The 15,169-nt window shown below is 66.9% G+C and carries 16 protein-coding genes; all 16 read right to left on the reverse strand.

All coding sequences use genetic code 11. From position 1 onward, the window contains the following. Window positions 1–44: 44 nt before the first annotated feature. A complete protein-coding gene (locus B5P21_RS15760) occupies window positions 45–488 on the reverse strand; it encodes a DUF4913 domain-containing protein (protein ID WP_094171458.1) in 444 nt (147 codons plus the stop codon). A gap of 97 nt (window positions 489–585) precedes the next feature. Continuing rightward, window positions 586–2,223 (reverse strand): type IV secretory system conjugative DNA transfer family protein, encoded by a 1,638-nt coding sequence (locus B5P21_RS15765; protein ID WP_094171459.1) that lies wholly within the window; start codon window positions 2,221–2,223, stop codon window positions 586–588. Continuing rightward, window positions 2,223–2,462, reverse strand: coding sequence for a hypothetical protein (locus B5P21_RS15770; RefSeq protein ID WP_133064209.1), 240 nt, complete (start codon window positions 2,460–2,462; stop codon window positions 2,223–2,225). The genes B5P21_RS15765 and B5P21_RS15770 overlap by 1 nt, the downstream gene beginning before the upstream one ends. A gap of 2 nt (window positions 2,463–2,464) precedes the next feature. Continuing rightward, window positions 2,465–2,794, reverse strand: a complete 330-nt coding sequence (locus tag B5P21_RS15775) for a hypothetical protein (protein ID WP_045530883.1) — start codon at window positions 2,792–2,794, stop codon at window positions 2,465–2,467. 35 nt (window positions 2,795–2,829) lie between these two features. Next, entirely contained in the window at window positions 2,830–3,879 is a 1,050-nt protein-coding gene (locus B5P21_RS15780) for a C40 family peptidase (RefSeq protein WP_094171460.1), read from the reverse strand. Beyond that, window positions 3,876–4,361 carry a hypothetical protein gene (locus B5P21_RS15785; RefSeq protein ID WP_094171461.1) on the reverse strand — a complete coding sequence of 162 codons (486 nt, stop codon included), beginning with the start codon at window positions 4,359–4,361 and terminating at the stop codon, window positions 3,876–3,878. The genes B5P21_RS15780 and B5P21_RS15785 overlap by 4 nt, the downstream gene beginning before the upstream one ends. A gap of 9 nt (window positions 4,362–4,370) precedes the next feature. Continuing rightward, window positions 4,371–5,621, reverse strand: a complete 1,251-nt coding sequence (locus tag B5P21_RS15790; RefSeq protein ID WP_094171462.1) for a MinD/ParA family ATP-binding protein — start codon at window positions 5,619–5,621, stop codon at window positions 4,371–4,373. Window positions 5,622–5,630: 9 nt separating this feature from the next. Further along, window positions 5,631–7,136 (reverse strand): ATP-binding protein, encoded by a 1,506-nt coding sequence (locus B5P21_RS15795; RefSeq protein ID WP_094171463.1) that lies wholly within the window; start codon window positions 7,134–7,136, stop codon window positions 5,631–5,633. Further along, a complete protein-coding gene (locus B5P21_RS15800; RefSeq protein ID WP_094171464.1) occupies window positions 7,136–8,665 on the reverse strand; it encodes an SCO6880 family protein in 1,530 nt (509 codons plus the stop codon). The genes B5P21_RS15795 and B5P21_RS15800 overlap by 1 nt, the downstream gene beginning before the upstream one ends. Further along, window positions 8,658–9,941 (reverse strand): hypothetical protein, encoded by a 1,284-nt coding sequence (locus B5P21_RS15805; RefSeq protein WP_246865350.1) that lies wholly within the window; start codon window positions 9,939–9,941, stop codon window positions 8,658–8,660. Before B5P21_RS15805 ends, B5P21_RS15800 begins: the two co-directional genes overlap by 8 nt. A 2-nt stretch (window positions 9,942–9,943) precedes the next feature. Beyond that, a complete protein-coding gene (locus tag B5P21_RS17730; RefSeq protein ID WP_080939404.1) occupies window positions 9,944–10,729 on the reverse strand; it encodes a DUF8175 domain-containg protein in 786 nt (261 codons plus the stop codon). A 346-nt stretch (window positions 10,730–11,075) separates the two neighbouring features. Next, complete coding sequence (locus tag B5P21_RS17440; RefSeq protein ID WP_236688890.1) at window positions 11,076–11,342, reverse strand: hypothetical protein; 267 nt, start codon at window positions 11,340–11,342, stop codon at window positions 11,076–11,078. 542 nt (window positions 11,343–11,884) lie between these two features. Then, window positions 11,885–13,051 carry an alpha/beta hydrolase family protein gene (locus tag B5P21_RS15825; RefSeq protein ID WP_045530898.1) on the reverse strand — a complete coding sequence of 389 codons (1,167 nt, stop codon included), beginning with the start codon at window positions 13,049–13,051 and terminating at the stop codon, window positions 11,885–11,887. Continuing rightward, on the reverse strand, window positions 13,051–14,031 hold the full coding sequence (locus B5P21_RS15830; RefSeq protein ID WP_094171466.1) for a hypothetical protein: 981 nt from the start codon (window positions 14,029–14,031) through the stop codon (window positions 13,051–13,053). The genes B5P21_RS15825 and B5P21_RS15830 overlap by 1 nt, the downstream gene beginning before the upstream one ends. Beyond that, window positions 14,032–14,541: a hypothetical protein gene (locus tag B5P21_RS15835; RefSeq protein WP_094171467.1), complete on the reverse strand. Its 510-nt coding sequence runs from the start codon at window positions 14,539–14,541 to the stop codon at window positions 14,032–14,034. Further along, window positions 14,538–15,122 (reverse strand): hypothetical protein, encoded by a 585-nt coding sequence (locus tag B5P21_RS15840; RefSeq protein WP_165770630.1) that lies wholly within the window; start codon window positions 15,120–15,122, stop codon window positions 14,538–14,540. Before B5P21_RS15840 ends, B5P21_RS15835 begins: the two co-directional genes overlap by 4 nt. Window positions 15,123–15,169: the final 47 nt, after the last annotated feature.

Genomic DNA, 15,169 nt, shown 5'->3' on the forward strand with positions numbered 1-15,169 from the left:
AAGGCCGGGCACCCACGGGGTGCCCGGCCTTCGTCGTGCCCGCGTCAGATGAGGGGGACGTCCTCGGGCGGCATCTCCGGGGCGATCGTGAGCGGCTCGCCGTTGTTGTCGGCGAGGTGCCCCGCGGCGTTGCAGGCCCGGAAGGGGCCGTAGGTCTTGTCGAAGATGATGCGTGCGTGGTGGTCCCAGTGCTGCACCCACCACGCCGACTGCGCGAGCCGATCGTCCGTCATGCGCTTCGTCGCCTCGAGGTAGCCCTTCCAGGACACGTAGAACCGCTCGACGACTTCCGGGTGCTTCCACCACTCCGGGCACCACCCCGGCTTCTGCCCCACCGGCACCCCGAACGCCTCGACACGGCTCAGCTGCAGTGCGACCCACTCCAGGAACAGCGTCCGGTCGTCCTTCTTCGGCTTCTTCGGCCGCGGTGGTGCCTTCTGCTCCCCCGCGTCGACCACCTCGCCGGTCGACTCGTCCGCAGACGGCATGCCCTCGTCCTCGGGTGGCGGGGGCGCGTCGTGATCGTCCAGAGGCGGCGCATCGTCGCCCCAGTCCGGCTCGGGCACTTCGGGCCACCGTGTCGGGTCAAACGGCGTCGACATGCTCAGGCCTCCCCGTGATCGCCTCCGGCTCAGCCGCCGGCCCCTTCGGCTTCTTCGGCTTCACGATCTTGCCGTTGACCACCTCCTGCCCGTTGATCATGGCCATGAGCACTTCGTCCTCGAAGCACGGCCGGATGCGGATGAGGACCGGTCCGACGTCAGAGGCGTCGAACACGGCCCGCCACTTCGGCAGGTGCGCCAACACGTCTGCCGGCAGGATCGGCTTCGACCTGGACGTGCGCGACTTCGTGCTGCCGTTGCGGCCGGAGGAGGTGTTCGTCGTCCACTCCTCGAAGTTGCCGATGCTCTCGCTGAACCGCTTGAGGAACGGCGACTGGGTGGACTCGCCGCCCCCGTAGACGCGGATCGAGGACGTGCTCCACAGCGCGTCGGCGCCGTCGTTGCCGAACGTGCGGACGATCTGCCCCCACGACTGGAAGTACATGCCGAGGATGAGCCCCAGGGAGCCGTAGAACGACACCAGCTCCGGCAGTTCCGGCCATCGGACGATGTTCGCGACCTCGTCGAGCTCGAACACGACAGGGACGCGGATACGTCCCCCGTCCGCGGACGCGGCGCGCTCCCCCGCGCGCGCGATCGACCGCACGAGCGCAGCCACGAATGCGCCACCGGATCCCGCGCCGTTGCGGGAGATCAGCACGGCCGTGTCGTTGCTGCGCACGAACGCGTCCGCGTCGAACCGCCGCACTCCCCGCGCGTTGGTCCAGGCGAGCAGCTTGTCGTTGGCGAGGGCCGACGCCATGCGCTGCGCGGTGGCGTAGACGCTGCCGCGCGTCTTGTCCGGCTGCCCCTGCAGGCCGAGCAATGCAGCCGCCGGCCCCGACTGCCCGTGCTTCCGCATGACGGCGCGGAGCTCGTCGTGCTTCTGCTGCGTGATCCACGTGTACACCTGGGCGTCGCCCTCGCCCTCGAGCTTCGCGGCGAGCAGCGCGTAGGCGAACAGGTCGCGACCCTGTGAGTCGAACTGCGCGTCGCTCTTGCTGTCGCCGTCCTTCGTGCTGGCCTCGAAGATCGCCGCGATCTCCTGCGCCGTCGTGAGGTCGGTGACATCGTCCAGCGGGTCGTAGATGAAGTCCGGCCGCGCGTCCTGCCGGTAGACCTGCATCGGGTCGTACACCCACTGCTCGCCCGCGCGCTGGCGGCCGGCGAGGACCTCCTTCACTCCGTCGACCTTGTTCGACGTCATCACCGCCGCGCCGGGCGCCTCGAGCATGTGGCGGACCACGGACCCCGTGGTCTTCCCGCGGCCGGGCCCGAAGATGTAGATCGCGACGTCACGCCACCCCTGCCACACCCACGTCGCGCCGGCGCCGACGAGCGTCCCGATCTTCTGCCCGGGCGGGAGATCCTCGACGTTCGGGTGCAGGTCCTCGCGTGTGGCCTTCAACCGTGCCGGATACAACACCGGGGCGAGTCGGTTGCCGGCGCGCAGGTGACGCTGCATCCGGTCCACGGGATGCCGTCCGCGCATGCGGATCAGAGCGAGCACGGCGCCGGCGAGGGCCAGCACCACCAGGACGATGAGCAGCGGTGTCCCCCACCACGGCCACCGGAACTGCTCGAACGCCATCTGGATCGGGTCGGGCGCGGGCGTGTACATCAGCGGTGCTCCTGCACTCCGTCGTCCTCGTCGACGAGCCGCCGCCGTTCGGCATCGTCAACGAGCTGCCGAACGCGGCGCCGCGATAGCCCGGCAGCTTCCGCGGCGCCCTTCTGCCCCAGAACCGCGACAGAGGCGACGATCGCTTCGTCTCGCTCCAGGCGTGCCCTCCTGTAGGCGTCGGCGACGTCCTGGACGTACTCCGCTGTCGCGGTGATCGCGCGGCCGATCCCGGCCATGCTCACCACGTCCGCCCGGTCCGCATCGACGAGATGCGCTGCAGCTGGTCCATCTGCCACCAGACGACGATCGTCACGAGCGCGAGGAGTCCGGCGAGGAGCGTTCCGGTGAACAGGTACCCGGAGGGTGCCCATGCGGTCTCCCAGGCGCCTGCTGCCGCGCCGGGACCCATGTCCGGGACGACGAGGGAGACGGCACTGGCGAACAGCAGGGCGAGGACCCACAGCCCCACCCCGAGGACGAACCCAGCGGCGGTGTTGCGGATCAGGAGAAGGCCCCGCCGGCGCCACCGCCGCGGAGGCGCGTTCGTGTGCAGTCGTCCATCGCTCATCGTGTGCTCCTTCGTTCGGTCGGTGGTGCTGATGGTCAGAGGCCGTCGACGGGACGCCACACCTGGGCGTTCGGGGTGCCCCAGACGGTCTGGATCTTCACGACGTCGCCGACCTTGGGCGCGGCGATCATCATGTTCCCGCCGAGGCTGATGCCGACGTGCCAGGCGTCGTTGCCGCCCCAGAAGATGAGGTCCCCGGGCTGGACCTCGGACAGCGGATGCATCTGACCGCGCGCGACGCCGTTGCGCCACTGCGTCGTCGACGAGTGCCCGTCGTCGATGTCGATGCCGACCTGTGCGTAGGCGACCTTCGTGAGCCCGGAGCAGTCCCAGACGTCGGGGCCCGCTCCCCCGAGGACATAGGACTTCCCGAGCTGCAGCTTCGCGAACGCGATGACCTGGTTGATCTCGGCCGCATGCGGGCCGCGCGCGGGCTGCTCGCCGTCCGCGAGCTCACCGGGATCGGCGGTTCCTGCGCGCGAGCAGGCGAGGCCCTCATCTGTGCTCGAGACGGGCACGACGGTCGTCCCCGAGAGCGCGTTCATCACCTGTGCTGCCTCGGGTAGGTGCGTGGCGTACCGGTCCGGGAACGCCGAGCGCTCCACCGCCTGTGCGGCCTCGCCCGGCTCTTTGCTCTCCCACCCGGGGACCTGCGTGAGGCGCTCGTAGAACAGGTTGATCGCGTACCCCGTGTCCGTGATCTGCGCGAGCGTGCCCCAGCCCTGTGAGGGGCGCATCTGGAAGAGGCCGGCGGAATCGCGATCGCCTCCGCCGAGGTTGCGGAGCCCTGACTCGGTCATCGCTGCGATCAACGCCACCTGCTGCGCGTGCTGGTTGAGACCGCGCTGCTTGCCGATGGTGAGGATCGAAGCCGCGTTCGCGACCTGCTCGCCGGAGTACGCACCCACCGCGGCCGGGAGCTGACCGGACTCCACGGCTATCGCTGGCCCCCCGGTGCCGCAGCCGGCGGCCGACGCCCCATCGCTTCCGCCGCCGACGATGACCGTGAAGATCACCACGACCACCGCGACGAGTCCGATGACCGGCGCCGCAACAAGGATCCCGAGCATGCTGCCCTTGCTCACGGCGCATATCCGGTGGGATTGACATAGGACACCAGCCACACGGCTGCCGTCGAATCCCGGTGCAGGGTCACCGTCACAGGCCCGCCCACGGCAGCGTCGAACTGCCACGCCGCATCCGTCAACGTCTGCTGATCGCCTACCGGACCCCCATCGTCGCGCACGTCCTCACAGGGGACGTTCGCCGGCGCCGTCGCGGCGTAGAGGGCGCGTGCGTCGTCGGTGAGGTACGGGTCCAGCGTCCGCTGCCACGTCCCGGAGTCGACGTCGGGACGGCAGAACGCGGCCGCGGCCGCGAACGCCTGCGCGCGGTCAGCAGGCTCATCAGGGCTCGTCGACGGCGAGGGAGCCGCGGCATCGGGCATCGGAGCGGCCGAGGTGGCGGCCTGCGGCGCCGGCACGCTGCGCGCTGCGAGCATCAGGCCCACGATCACCGAGAGCACGACGAGCACGGCAAGGGCCGTCAGGATGGTCTTCCTGGACATCAGCGGGCTCTACCGGTATCCGTCGACGATCGCGGCCGCGATGCGCATCCACGCCAGCCTCGTTGCCGGCGACACCCGCTCCGGGACGATCTGCACGCCCCCGGCCGCGGCACGGTCGCGCGGGACCTGGATGAGCTGCGCTGACGACACCTCGAGGAACCGCGCGATAGCCGCGCGGTCCACCTCGTCGGGCACGTCCGCCATGTCGGTGATGACGACGATCGCAGACTCGGCGAGGCGCGCATACCCGTGCTCGCGCAACCAGCCGATGGCCCGGGCAGCCCGATCGGCCGACGAGACCGCCCAGTCGGTCACGATCACGACGTTGGAGACGCTGCGGAGGATCCCGGCCATCGCCGGGTGGGAGACGCCCGTGCCGCAGTCGGTGAGCACCACGCTGTAGTAGCGCGCCACCAGCGCCTGGACCCGGGCATGGTCCTCGGCGTTGAGCGCGTCGGACACCTCGGGATCCTGCTCCCCCGCGATGACATGCAGCCGGTTCGCGTGGTGCATGTACCGCCCGAGCTCGGTGAGAGATCCGATCGCCTCTGCCTCCCGGACGACGTCGGTAACGGTCGGGGCCGTCGCCACGTCGTAGGCCGCCTCGCCGACCACGCGCTCGGCGAGATCCCCGGAGTCCGGGTTCATGTCCACCGCGCACGGCGGGTCGCCTCGGTACTCGGCAAGCATCATCCCGACGCCGCCGGTCGTCGACGTCTTCCCGACGCCGCCCTTCAAGGAGAGGATCGCCGTGGAGTGGCTGCCGGTCAGCTTCCGGCTGATCCGCGCCGCAAGCTCATCGGTCTCCCGCTCGAGCGCGGACTGGCCGAGGTTCACCACTCCCCCGGTCGCTGCGTACACGGCGGCTCGCAGCCCGGTCCGCGGCCGCGGCTTCGCCGGCTTCACGAACCGCACATCCGCCCGACGTGGCAGCGGATCGACAGCCACCGGTGCGGGAGCCGTCGTCGACCGCGACACAGCGGTGGTCGGCATCGGCGCCGGCGCCGCGCGCTCGGGCGACGGCGATGAGGGGCCAGCGGGGTGAACGGAGCCATCGAGATCGACCGAGAACCAGCTCTCCTGGCCCGACGGCCTCTCGACGCTGTGCACCAGCACCGGAGCGCCCTGCACCTGCGCTTGATGGCTGAGCCATTCGAGGACGTCCGGATACGAGCTGTCACCAGCGAAGGTGACGTCTCCGATGTGCAGCTCGCTGCCTGTGGAGAGCAGCTCGAGCGCTCCGAGGGGTGTCGTGGTCACGTGGTCCTCCTACTGCCGGTATCGCTCATCGGTGACGTGGAGCTGCTGCTGCACATCGGTCTGGAACATCTGCACGGTGATCCCTGCCCGCTCCGGCAGCTTCAACATGACCCGGCCGGCACCAGGAGGTGCCCCCTTCTCGCCCTTACGGCGAGGGGGCTGTTTCCATGACGGGGCGGCGTTGAAGCTCGCGACGCGGTTGATCTCCTTTGAAGTCAGCCGACGGATACCGCTCAGTGATTCCAAATCGTCCCGCGTGAGAGCCATGAGATAGACAAGCCCGGAACGTTCTACGAAACCGCGAGCCTTTTCACGGTCTGCCGGGTTCGGAAGGGAGATAAGGTCCTTTGGCGAATGTGTGACCTTCAGTTCCGCTACACCCTTGCTGCGATTTGTTCGGATCAGCGCATCGTAGCGGTCGACGATTCCCTCGCACGCTCGCAGCGGGTACCAACACTCATCCATAAGGGACGTGTACCCCGACCACGTCACCTTGGGCACGTACATCTCACCCGCGAGAGCTGCCTCCTCCACGAGGCGCTGTTCATGCTGCGCGATCTCCCAGTGCGCGTCGATCGCGTCCATCCCGAGTGACCAGGTAGAGAGCATCGCCGCCGACAACAGCCGAGTGTTGGAGGGGTCGATGCTCGATGTGTCGAAGCAGAAGCCCCCGGGATTGCCTGGATCGAACTCGACGGAGTCCACTCCGCTGAGCATCTGGCCCATCTCCCCCGAGATCATGGACCGCAGCGTCTCCCCAAGGCGAGCGAAACGAGCGCGAAACGAGTCCGCATCCCGCTGTCCCGTCACATGCAGCATCCGGTCCGAGACGGCGTCGAACACCGTCACGAGATCCCGCGTTACCGGTCGCGAGGTGCGTTCCCGCAGGGAGTCCACGATCGCTTCAAGAGCTGTGTCCTCGATGTCGTCCAGCGGGTGGCCGCGGCTCACGCGAGCATTGAGCTGGACCAGGGCGACCGCCTTGTCCCGAGCCAGCTGCGCGAGCTCCTCGCCGACGTGTCCGCCGATTCTGGCTGCGGCGGCACCGAGTGGGCCGGGCGACACGATGTTGAGCTTGTCGCGCCCCGCTCCTGGACCGATGGAGAATACCTGCCCGCCCACCGCCCTGATCATCGGCACGTGCTCGCCCTTGATCGGGTCGAACACCGCTGGGGTGAGCCCGCGCCCCATCTGGCCAAGCAGGATCGTCTGGGCGGTGGTCGACTTCCCTACCCCGTTGATACCGAACAGGATTCCGGTCGGTGATGAGATGACGTTCGCTCGGTACAGGGCCTCGTGATCTGTGCACACGGCGGTATGAGTGTCGACGTCTCGGCCGAGCGGGGCACCATCGGTAGGGCGCCCGGTGCCGACGCCGAAGGGGTAGATCCCGCAACCCTGCACTGACGTGGAGAACCACATGGGGGCCTGCGGCACGCGAGACCACATACCGCCGCCATGCCCGAGAAATCCCATCGGGGTCCGGGTGAGCCGCCGCGTCATCGTGCCGCCCATTAGTTTCCGCCTTCTGCCAGGTGTTGCATGAAGGTCTCGTACTGCCACGGCAGCAGACCCAGGGGCAAGGTGGAGTGGAACCCTGCTGCTGTATTGGTCTCGATAAAGCGCCAGGTGAGATCTGTCGCGGCGAGCAGACCCTTCAGTTTCTGCAGCGCGTCCCGCTGCGCACGAGGATTCGCCTCGAAGGTGACAGTGACCTCAATCGCGAATCGAGTCATTGACGCGCCTGTCACGAGATCGACTTCTGTCTGATCGGCAAAGGCCACCATCTTCGCATCGAGGCTTGACGCCTTTGCCTTCGAGGTCGCAGCAACACCTGTACTCCGACGAAGCTCCGCCGCACGACGAACAGCTTCTCCCGGAGTAAGTGGTCGCCAGAACACGGCCACGCGCTTGCGGAGGAACTTGTCCTGCGGATGGAACAGGGCGTTCATGCTGTCCTCAGTAATGAGCTTCTGGGGCGGCGCAAGCATCATCACCGTCACCGAGGCAACTCCGTCGTGGTAGCAGATACGCCGCGCACTGTCATCGAATTCGTCCGGACCGGCGTCAGAAACGCGGAGCGTGAACGGCTGCCCGGCGAGTTCATCGAGCGCGATCTCCTGCTCGCGATCGGGCCGGTACGCGATGCGCACTGAGCGGGCAAGATCCTCGCTCGTGGCAACGAAGGGCCGCCCCGCGCCCGCGTTGGCCAGAGCTGCGCGATGATCCGGCAGCCGGGCGGCAACCTCGGCGGCCGCATCCTCGACGGTGTCACCGAGTTCCTTCCTTGCCCACGCAACGGTCGCGAACACCTCGACCGATGAGGAGCGCGCCGGCAGCCGTCGCGCCCCCTCGAGCAGGGCTCGCTTAGCGAGGTCCGGAGCGGACGGCGACACTCCAGCCGCGATCTTCTCGACGAGAGGTGCAGACGATGCGAGCGAGGAGTCCACGACGATGACAGCGCCCTCGATCGCCTCGTCCGTGGACAGTGAGGCGATCCAGCCCCCGAACTCCACGACCTGATTGTCGACAGCTTCCTGAGGGAGCATTGATGTGCCATCCGGGTTGCAGACGAATGTCGCAGTCAGCGTAGGTGTCGATGAGTTCTTCATGTGGTGGAGGAGGACGAACGGTGCGCCCTCGCCGTCCACGCCGTCGATCTCTTCGAGCGTCGACAAGGGTCCCGGTAGTGCCAGGAGCGCATCATCGGGCAGAGCAGTAAAAATGCCTGTCCTGTAAACTGTGCTCCCGGCCGAATTCCTTGACCTGTGTGAAAGCCTGTCTGCGCATCGCGCGGCGATGGTGCGACCCGCGTTCGGTAATCCGAATCGGAGGACGAACAGCAGTTCCCACAGAAGGGCGAGAGCGAGAATCCACAGGCCGAATGCCCATGCCCCGAAGGTGACGGCGATAAGCATCAGGAAGATCGACGACAGAAGCACACCCCACCCGCCGATTCTGGTCAGACCCCCGAAGGTGGGCTTCGCCGTCGGCAACCAGTTCCCGAATTTGACGCGTTCGGCCGTCTTTACTGTTTCACTCACCGATCATTCCTTCCGCTGTCCCGCCGCGTGACGCTCCGCTGTCGACCAGGCTCTGAGCTGCCGTCCACCCAGCTCGTGAGCCACTTGACGATGATCCGGACGATCCGGATGCAACCGGTCCCCCCGAGCTGTCTGAGGCGTCGCCTCCGTCCGCACCTGCTGTAGATGAGCCGCCGCCGGCCGCGTCGGCACCGGTCGTGTTCCCGCCACCGACCGCGCCGCCAGTGCCGCTCGAGGTATCCGCTCCGGTGGGGGCCGCGGCCGTCCCAACTTCTCCTCCGGCTGCCGTTCCCGCAGTGCCGGTGCTGGATGCCGCGCCCGATCCTGCTGCTGCCGAGCCGCCGCCGGTCGCCACCGCAGCACCAACCGCGACACCGGCCGATACCGCAGCTGCAATGGCGCCGAGTGCCATCGTGCCGCCGGACGCTCTGCCGACAGCAGAGACGGCCGGCACCAGTAGGCGCATAAGGGCGGGAAGAGTGAGAACGGCAAGGCCAATCAGTGTCAGGCCGGTCAGCACTCCCCCAGGCCCGTCATCTCCGCCCTTCAACCTCCACGCGTAAGCGTAAATGGCAGCAGCGATGGGGCTGTAGATAAGGAAGGCAATTATCCAAGAAGTGACCTTCTCAAATGCCTGCTGCCCTCTTTCGAATAGCGACCCTGCCGCAGCGGAGGGCCAAAATGCGTTCAGGAGAGGCAGTGTGGCATCACGAACAATCATAATGATCCATTGGCACCCTACTGCAAGAATCCCAACCAATCCGAAAATGAGAGCAAGAGCGGGAAAATTCGACGCGAATGACATGATAAGCGCCGAGCCACCCGCGTTCACGCCCGACACCTGCAAGATGTATTGTGAGTAGGCATCGGAGCCCCACGCAAAGACTTTGATGGCCGCGGCTCCCGCCGTCGTGATGGCGAGAACGCGTATAACACCACTTACGGCGTCCTTGAGTGGCTCACCTCGCACTGACAGCATGATGCGGATCCCGGCAACTATAAGACCCAGTGTGAATAAGGACACATTAAGGGGCAAATTCGTGTCGCGAAACCACTGGCTTGCTCCGCCTTCGATATCCACAATGAAGGAGTGCCCAGTCCAGGATGTAAGAAAGCCCTTGGTTATCGAATCGAAGCCGTCGAACATCTGATCCGCGGTGTCTTGGAATGCACCATTGGCGGCGCTGTGCACTGCGCTCTTCGCAAGGCCGCAGGGTGCGATAAGGCCACACGCAGCGTTAGCCGCAGCATCGCTAGCCGCATCGAGCGGGTGCATGATCACGACTTGCCTCCTGTCCACGGCACAAAATCACCTTTGCTGGGAGTTGTCGCCTGCCCTGCGGAAAGTTCACCGTTGTCAAGCACGATAAGCTTCCAATCGTGGTCAACCCAGGCCACCGTGCACGGAATACCGCCGTAGCCTGTCGGGCTAGAAGGGAACGTGTACACGAGTGTGATCTGCGCCTGATCCGGACTGAATGCGTCGACAACAAAGCCTGCTGAAGTCATTCCTGCCGAAATCATCTTCGACGGATCCGAACCCTTCGTGGTCTGCGTGACCGCGATCTGCTTACCAGGGGAATTGGCGATGTAAAAGTTCAGAGCATCGGCGATCGCGTGGCGCGTGTCGTACTGGCTGTACACGGCGGTTACTGCGGCTAGCGCAGCCCCGACGCGGGATCGCGCGAAGCACGCGTCGAACCCGTCCACGGTCTTCGTCGGTCCCGCTGACGCCGAGACCGGCCACGTCAGCCCTTCGGCGCCGGTCTGGTACCTGAGGTCTGCGGGCGCTGTCGGGGGCAGGGATGAGTCACCCGGCACGTCCGGGCACCCCCCGTCGGGTGCAGCCGCCGCCGTCTGAGGAGCTGCAGACCCGCCCACCACTGGCGCGGACGCTCCGGCGTCCTCCGTGCTCTGATTCTTCGGCGAGACGATCCCGAGGACCGTCACGAGGATCACTACGGCAAGGCCGGCTCCAAGGATGATGAACGCACCCCACATCGCCTGCTTTGAATGCCAGGCCCGCGAAAGCCGCCCTCTGCCTGTGGAATGTTGTGTATTCATGTCGGGATCGGAGTGCAGGCGGTTGAAATGACACCGAGGAAGGCCGTCGCAATTCCGCCGGCTCCCGCTACTATGACCGCTCCGAGGATCCAGCGAGACAATGTCTTAAACATTGCGCCACCGTCATGGTGCTGTGTCTGGAACCACATTCCCATACCGATCATCACCAACGAGCACACGGCGGCGAAAACTGCGGCGATCGCCAGCCAAAGCCTACCGGTGTCCATGCCATCCTGCGCCGCGCCCGGCAGGCAGTACGCCTGGGCAACGACATATCCAGCTCCATCAGCTGCAGCTGCGATATGAGGGGCTCTTACGATGGCCGCGTATGCTACTTCGCTTATCATCAGTTCTTGTCCATTTCCTCGTAGATGACCGCTGTGACGGCTTGGTTTACTCGCGCGGCGACGCGCGCCAGGCGCCCCGTGGCCGGATTAGGAATCTGCAAAGCGCCGCGTAGCGCGGCCACCCATGGGACGCGTATGGCGGGAGCCGCCCCAGCCACGACCTTCTGCTCCCGCATTGCCGCTGCGATCGGGCGACCGGGCGCGTCTGCGACGACGAGCACCGCCGCGACGCGATCTCGTCCCAGATCCCGGATCGCGTACTTCACCTGCGCCAGGCCCGCCGGGACGGACCGGCACACCAGGAGCGCGCGTTCGGTCGGAAGCAGGGGCTGGTCGAACTCCGTCTCTCGGAGGTGGAGTAGCTGGGCCCACGTAGTCGCGCCGGAAAGGGGGTGCACGCCGACGATCGCGACTTGGGGCGGCGCTGCAGGGGCTTCGCTCGGGCCTACCCAGAGGTGTGCGTCGTCCCCCTCCGCGACCGAACTGCCGTCGGGGCGGAGCACTACGCGTGTTACTCGAGAGCCGTCGGTAATGACAACGCGGGCGGGGCGGGGCGGGCTGATAGCTCGAGCTACGGCATCAAGCACCGACCGCCGGGGGTCCTGTCCTGGGCCGACCGCGACGACTTGGCCGTTAACTGCCCACAGAGGGCCCACTGCGTGGATGACCGCGACCGGCGGTGCAATGGCTTCTTCGGACGTGCTGAGCCCGGTGCCGGCACTCGTGGTCCGCGAGAAGTCGCGCATGCGACCCTCCTCTCATGGGTACACCGACGCGATAGAGTGTACCTATACAGGGAGAGACGTGTCTACTTATCTAGGTTATGACTTACGTGAGCAGGCAGAGTCCGGAGCCAGGCTGCGATGCCACTGTCGAACGCTTTGGGTCCCACGTTGTACTCCCAAGCATGTCCGGCACGGGAGGTCTCGAACAGATCGGCGTAGTCAGGGTTCGCGGCGACGACCATCTTCGAGATCGCGAGCGGGATCTTTTCGTCGCCAGCGGAGTGCACGACGAGGCAGGGCTTCTGAATGCGGCCGGGGACGCTCCAGTCCATCGCGTCGAAGTCGATGGGTTCGGGCACCCCCACGATGCGGCTCACTCGGGGACTGGACAGGGCCGCCATCGCGAGGTCGCCGCACACGCGGGGCAGGCCCACGATGTGCGCACCGTGACGGATGGTTCCGCGCCACTGCAGAGCGGGAGAGACGACGACGACGCCCGCGATGAGGTCGCGGTGCTCGGATCGTTCGGAGGTGAGCAGCACGACGCTGGCGCCCATCGACCAACCGAAGAGCACGATTCGTCGAGCGCCGTGCTTCACCGCATAGGTGACGGCTGCGTTGACGTCGGGCCATTCGGCCAGGCCGAGCATGGAGGCGCCCTTGTAGGTCGTGGGACCCTCGCCGTCTCCCCGGTACGAGACGACCAGGGAGGTAAAGCCGAGGCTTCGTGCTGCAGGCACCGTGCGAAGCGCATTGATCCGCGTAGTGCGGATCCCGTGCACGTGGATCGCCCAGGTGTCGTTGTCGTCCGGGACGGTGTCGACGGGCGGGATGAGCCAGGCCGGGGCGGTGCCCCCTGCGACGGGAATGTCAACGTCCTGCGCGGCCTCGTCAATCTCGCGCGGCCCGCTGAAGACGTCGCCCTCCCAGTGGGAGTAGCGCGTCGGCTGTAGCGGGCTGCCGACGGTAGCGAGGACGGCTCGCTCGACGGTCTTGGCGCGGCGGTCGGTAGACAGGATCTCGCCGATGATCGCGTGGCCGGCGCCGGCGTCGTAGGAGAGCCCGAATGTCCCCGCGTGTGTGGTGCGGGGGTTGGCCTCGAGCGTCACGCGGCCGGCTTCGACAGCGTGCACGTGGACGTTTCGGAACGGCTTGGGCATGACCGCGACTCGGGCGAGCTTGATCGCGAGGGCGAACACGGCGCCGATGAGGACGGCGGCGCCGACGCCGGCGCGGAGGAAGTAGGCCACTATCGTGCGTCCGTTCTCGTGGGGCGAGGCCGGGCCTCGCTCGTGGTCTGCGAGCTGGCGAGCTCCCGGGTCAGCACCGCCTCAGCACCGGCGACGACTCGCCGGTTGTGAGGCGTGAGGTCGATGCGACCCGCGAGTTCCTCGTCGCGGAGGCGGATCAGTAGGTCGTAGGCGGTCATGAGCCGGTTGTCGCCGTACACGTCCTGGCGGCTGACCTGCGGCACAGGGACGTTCGCGCTGCTCATGGTCTGCGTTAGGCGTCGGATGGCGATCGTCATCCGCGTGTCGCGGACCCACTTGCGGACGGTGAATGAGGCGATGCCCGCGACGATGAGGATCACGCCGGAGTAGAACAGCGGGTCGAATGCCGCGTAGCCGGCGGCCTGGACGACGGCCGGCTGGATGATGTAGTGGCCGATGAAGAGCCACACGATTTCGTTGAGGGCGCCGACGGTGCAGAGCGCTCCGCCGATCCTGAACGGCCAGTAGCTTGCGCTGCGGCTGGGCTGTGCGGCGATCACGAGCCGCACGGAGATGACGACGATGCCGACGAGGTAGATCGAGGCGCACAGCACGGCGCTCAGCTGTTCGATGTGGTCGTGGATGAACGTGATTGACGTCGGTCCGCGGTGGATGTTCACGAAGGCGATCGTGAAGCCCGCGAACACGACCATCATCGGCCCGTAGCGGCGGAGCGGTCCCATGCGTGCGACGTCGTGCTCGGGCACCGTGGAGAGGACCAGGAGCCAGAACGCGGTCGATGCCAGGTAGTTCTGCACGAGGTACAGGACGTTGTCTCCGCCGAGGGCGCCGTCCATGACCTCGACGGGGATGATGCTTCCCAGCGTCAGGACGGCGAGGGCACCGAACCCGGACGCCAGCCATGACAGGCGGGCGCGGGGGGTGCGGACGGCGGATCGTGTTCGGAGGACGAACACGAGCGAGAGGATGACGAACGCGGCGGTGTGGATCGAGCCCATCTATCCGAAGGCCTGCTCATCTGCGAGGTAGCGGGGCCGGAGGAGCGATCGTCCGAGGAGGCGGGCCAGGCTCTCGGCCTCGCCCTCGAACGTGTCGTGGCGCGTGGTGACCCGCGCCGTGTCGGGCTCGAGGCGGCGCCCGCGAACAGTGCAGCCCTCGCGTACGAATGTACTCACGTCCCCCGGCGTCGCGAAGTCCGCGCACCCCGGGTGCTCGTAGACGATGTGGGCGAGCTCGTGCAGGACGCAATGGGTCTGGTACAGCGGCGAGTCCGTGGAGCGGACCAGCACGACGTCCTGGTCCGGGTAGGCGAGCCAGAGCGCCGTCAGGCGCTCCCACCGCTCGTCCCCCAGCCGCTCGATGATGACGGGCTTGCCGCTGATCTGCGACACGACCTGCACCAGATCATCGACCGTGCGCGGCACGTCGAGCTTGTGGGCGGCGAACACGGCGGCACTGCGCTTCCCGATCTCGCCTGTGGTGTCCCACAGCTCTCTCGTACCGTTCACTCCTGGCGGCCCTTCTCGATTGATCGGATGGCCTGAGTGATTGCGATCAGAGCTCCAGGCGATACGTCACCCAGCGCACGAGCGGCCACGGCAGTAGCCCCCGAATCGCGCAGAGCGCGCTGGAACGATACCTCTGCCTCAACTTGCGCCGCGGAATCTGTCCCCTGCAGCTCTGTCAGGTACGACAAGTCCACTCCGAAGTGCTCCGCAGCGGCGCTCAGGAGGGATACCGCAACCCGCCGGGGTCCCGAACCTGCGAGTAGCGCATCCCATGCGGCGGCAGTCACCTCTGCACCGGCCTGGATGAGCCCCTTCACGACGCTCTCTGTGGGCGCGTCGGGTCCGCTTAGGAAGCGGAGGCGGCGAGCGAGCTCCGCGGAGTCAGTGATCGTGATGGTGCCGGACTCCTCGTCGTCGTCGGAGAGGGACGTTGCGAGGACGATGACGTCTGCCGGACTCACCCCGAAGGCGGTAGCGAGCTTGTCGATGTCGTTGGTGTCGAAGAGCGCATCGCCGCGCAGGCGCATGTAGAAGTAGTTTGGGGAGAAGTCCGCTTGACGGATGAGCTCCACGTTGGTCATGTGGGCTTCGTCGCGGAGGCGCGTGACGGCCTTGACGATCTGCCTGG

Origin of the sequence: Clavibacter michiganensis subsp. insidiosus (assembly GCF_002240565.1) — a bacterium.
In the GTDB taxonomy this organism is placed as follows: domain Bacteria; phylum Actinomycetota; class Actinomycetes; order Actinomycetales; family Microbacteriaceae; genus Clavibacter; species Clavibacter insidiosus.

What these genes read in the sequence shown, in the direction of transcription:
- B5P21_RS15770 (WP_133064209.1), bottom strand. Translation starts at nt 2,462, where the DNA reads ATGGCCGGGATCGGCCGCGCGATCACCGCGACAGCGGAGTACGTCCAG.
- B5P21_RS15840 (WP_165770630.1), bottom strand. Translation starts at nt 15,122, where the DNA reads ATGACCAACGTGGAGCTCATCCGTCAAGCGGACTTCTCCCCAAACTAC.
- B5P21_RS15760 (WP_094171458.1), bottom strand. Translation starts at nt 488, where the DNA reads ATGCCGTCTGCGGACGAGTCGACCGGCGAGGTGGTCGACGCGGGGGAG.
- B5P21_RS15765 (WP_094171459.1), bottom strand. Translation starts at nt 2,223, where the DNA reads ATGTACACGCCCGCGCCCGACCCGATCCAGATGGCGTTCGAGCAGTTC.
- B5P21_RS15795 (WP_094171463.1), bottom strand. Translation starts at nt 7,136, where the DNA reads ATGGGCGGCACGATGACGCGGCGGCTCACCCGGACCCCGATGGGATTT.
- B5P21_RS17730 (WP_080939404.1), bottom strand. Translation starts at nt 10,729, where the DNA reads ATGAATACACAACATTCCACAGGCAGAGGGCGGCTTTCGCGGGCCTGG.
- B5P21_RS15785 (WP_094171461.1), bottom strand. Translation starts at nt 4,361, where the DNA reads ATGTCCAGGAAGACCATCCTGACGGCCCTTGCCGTGCTCGTCGTGCTC.
- B5P21_RS15830 (WP_094171466.1), bottom strand. Translation starts at nt 14,031, where the DNA reads ATGGGCTCGATCCACACCGCCGCGTTCGTCATCCTCTCGCTCGTGTTC.
- B5P21_RS15775 (WP_045530883.1), bottom strand. Translation starts at nt 2,794, where the DNA reads ATGAGCGATGGACGACTGCACACGAACGCGCCTCCGCGGCGGTGGCGC.
- B5P21_RS15805 (WP_246865350.1), bottom strand. Translation starts at nt 9,941, where the DNA reads ATGCACCCGCTCGATGCGGCTAGCGATGCTGCGGCTAACGCTGCGTGT.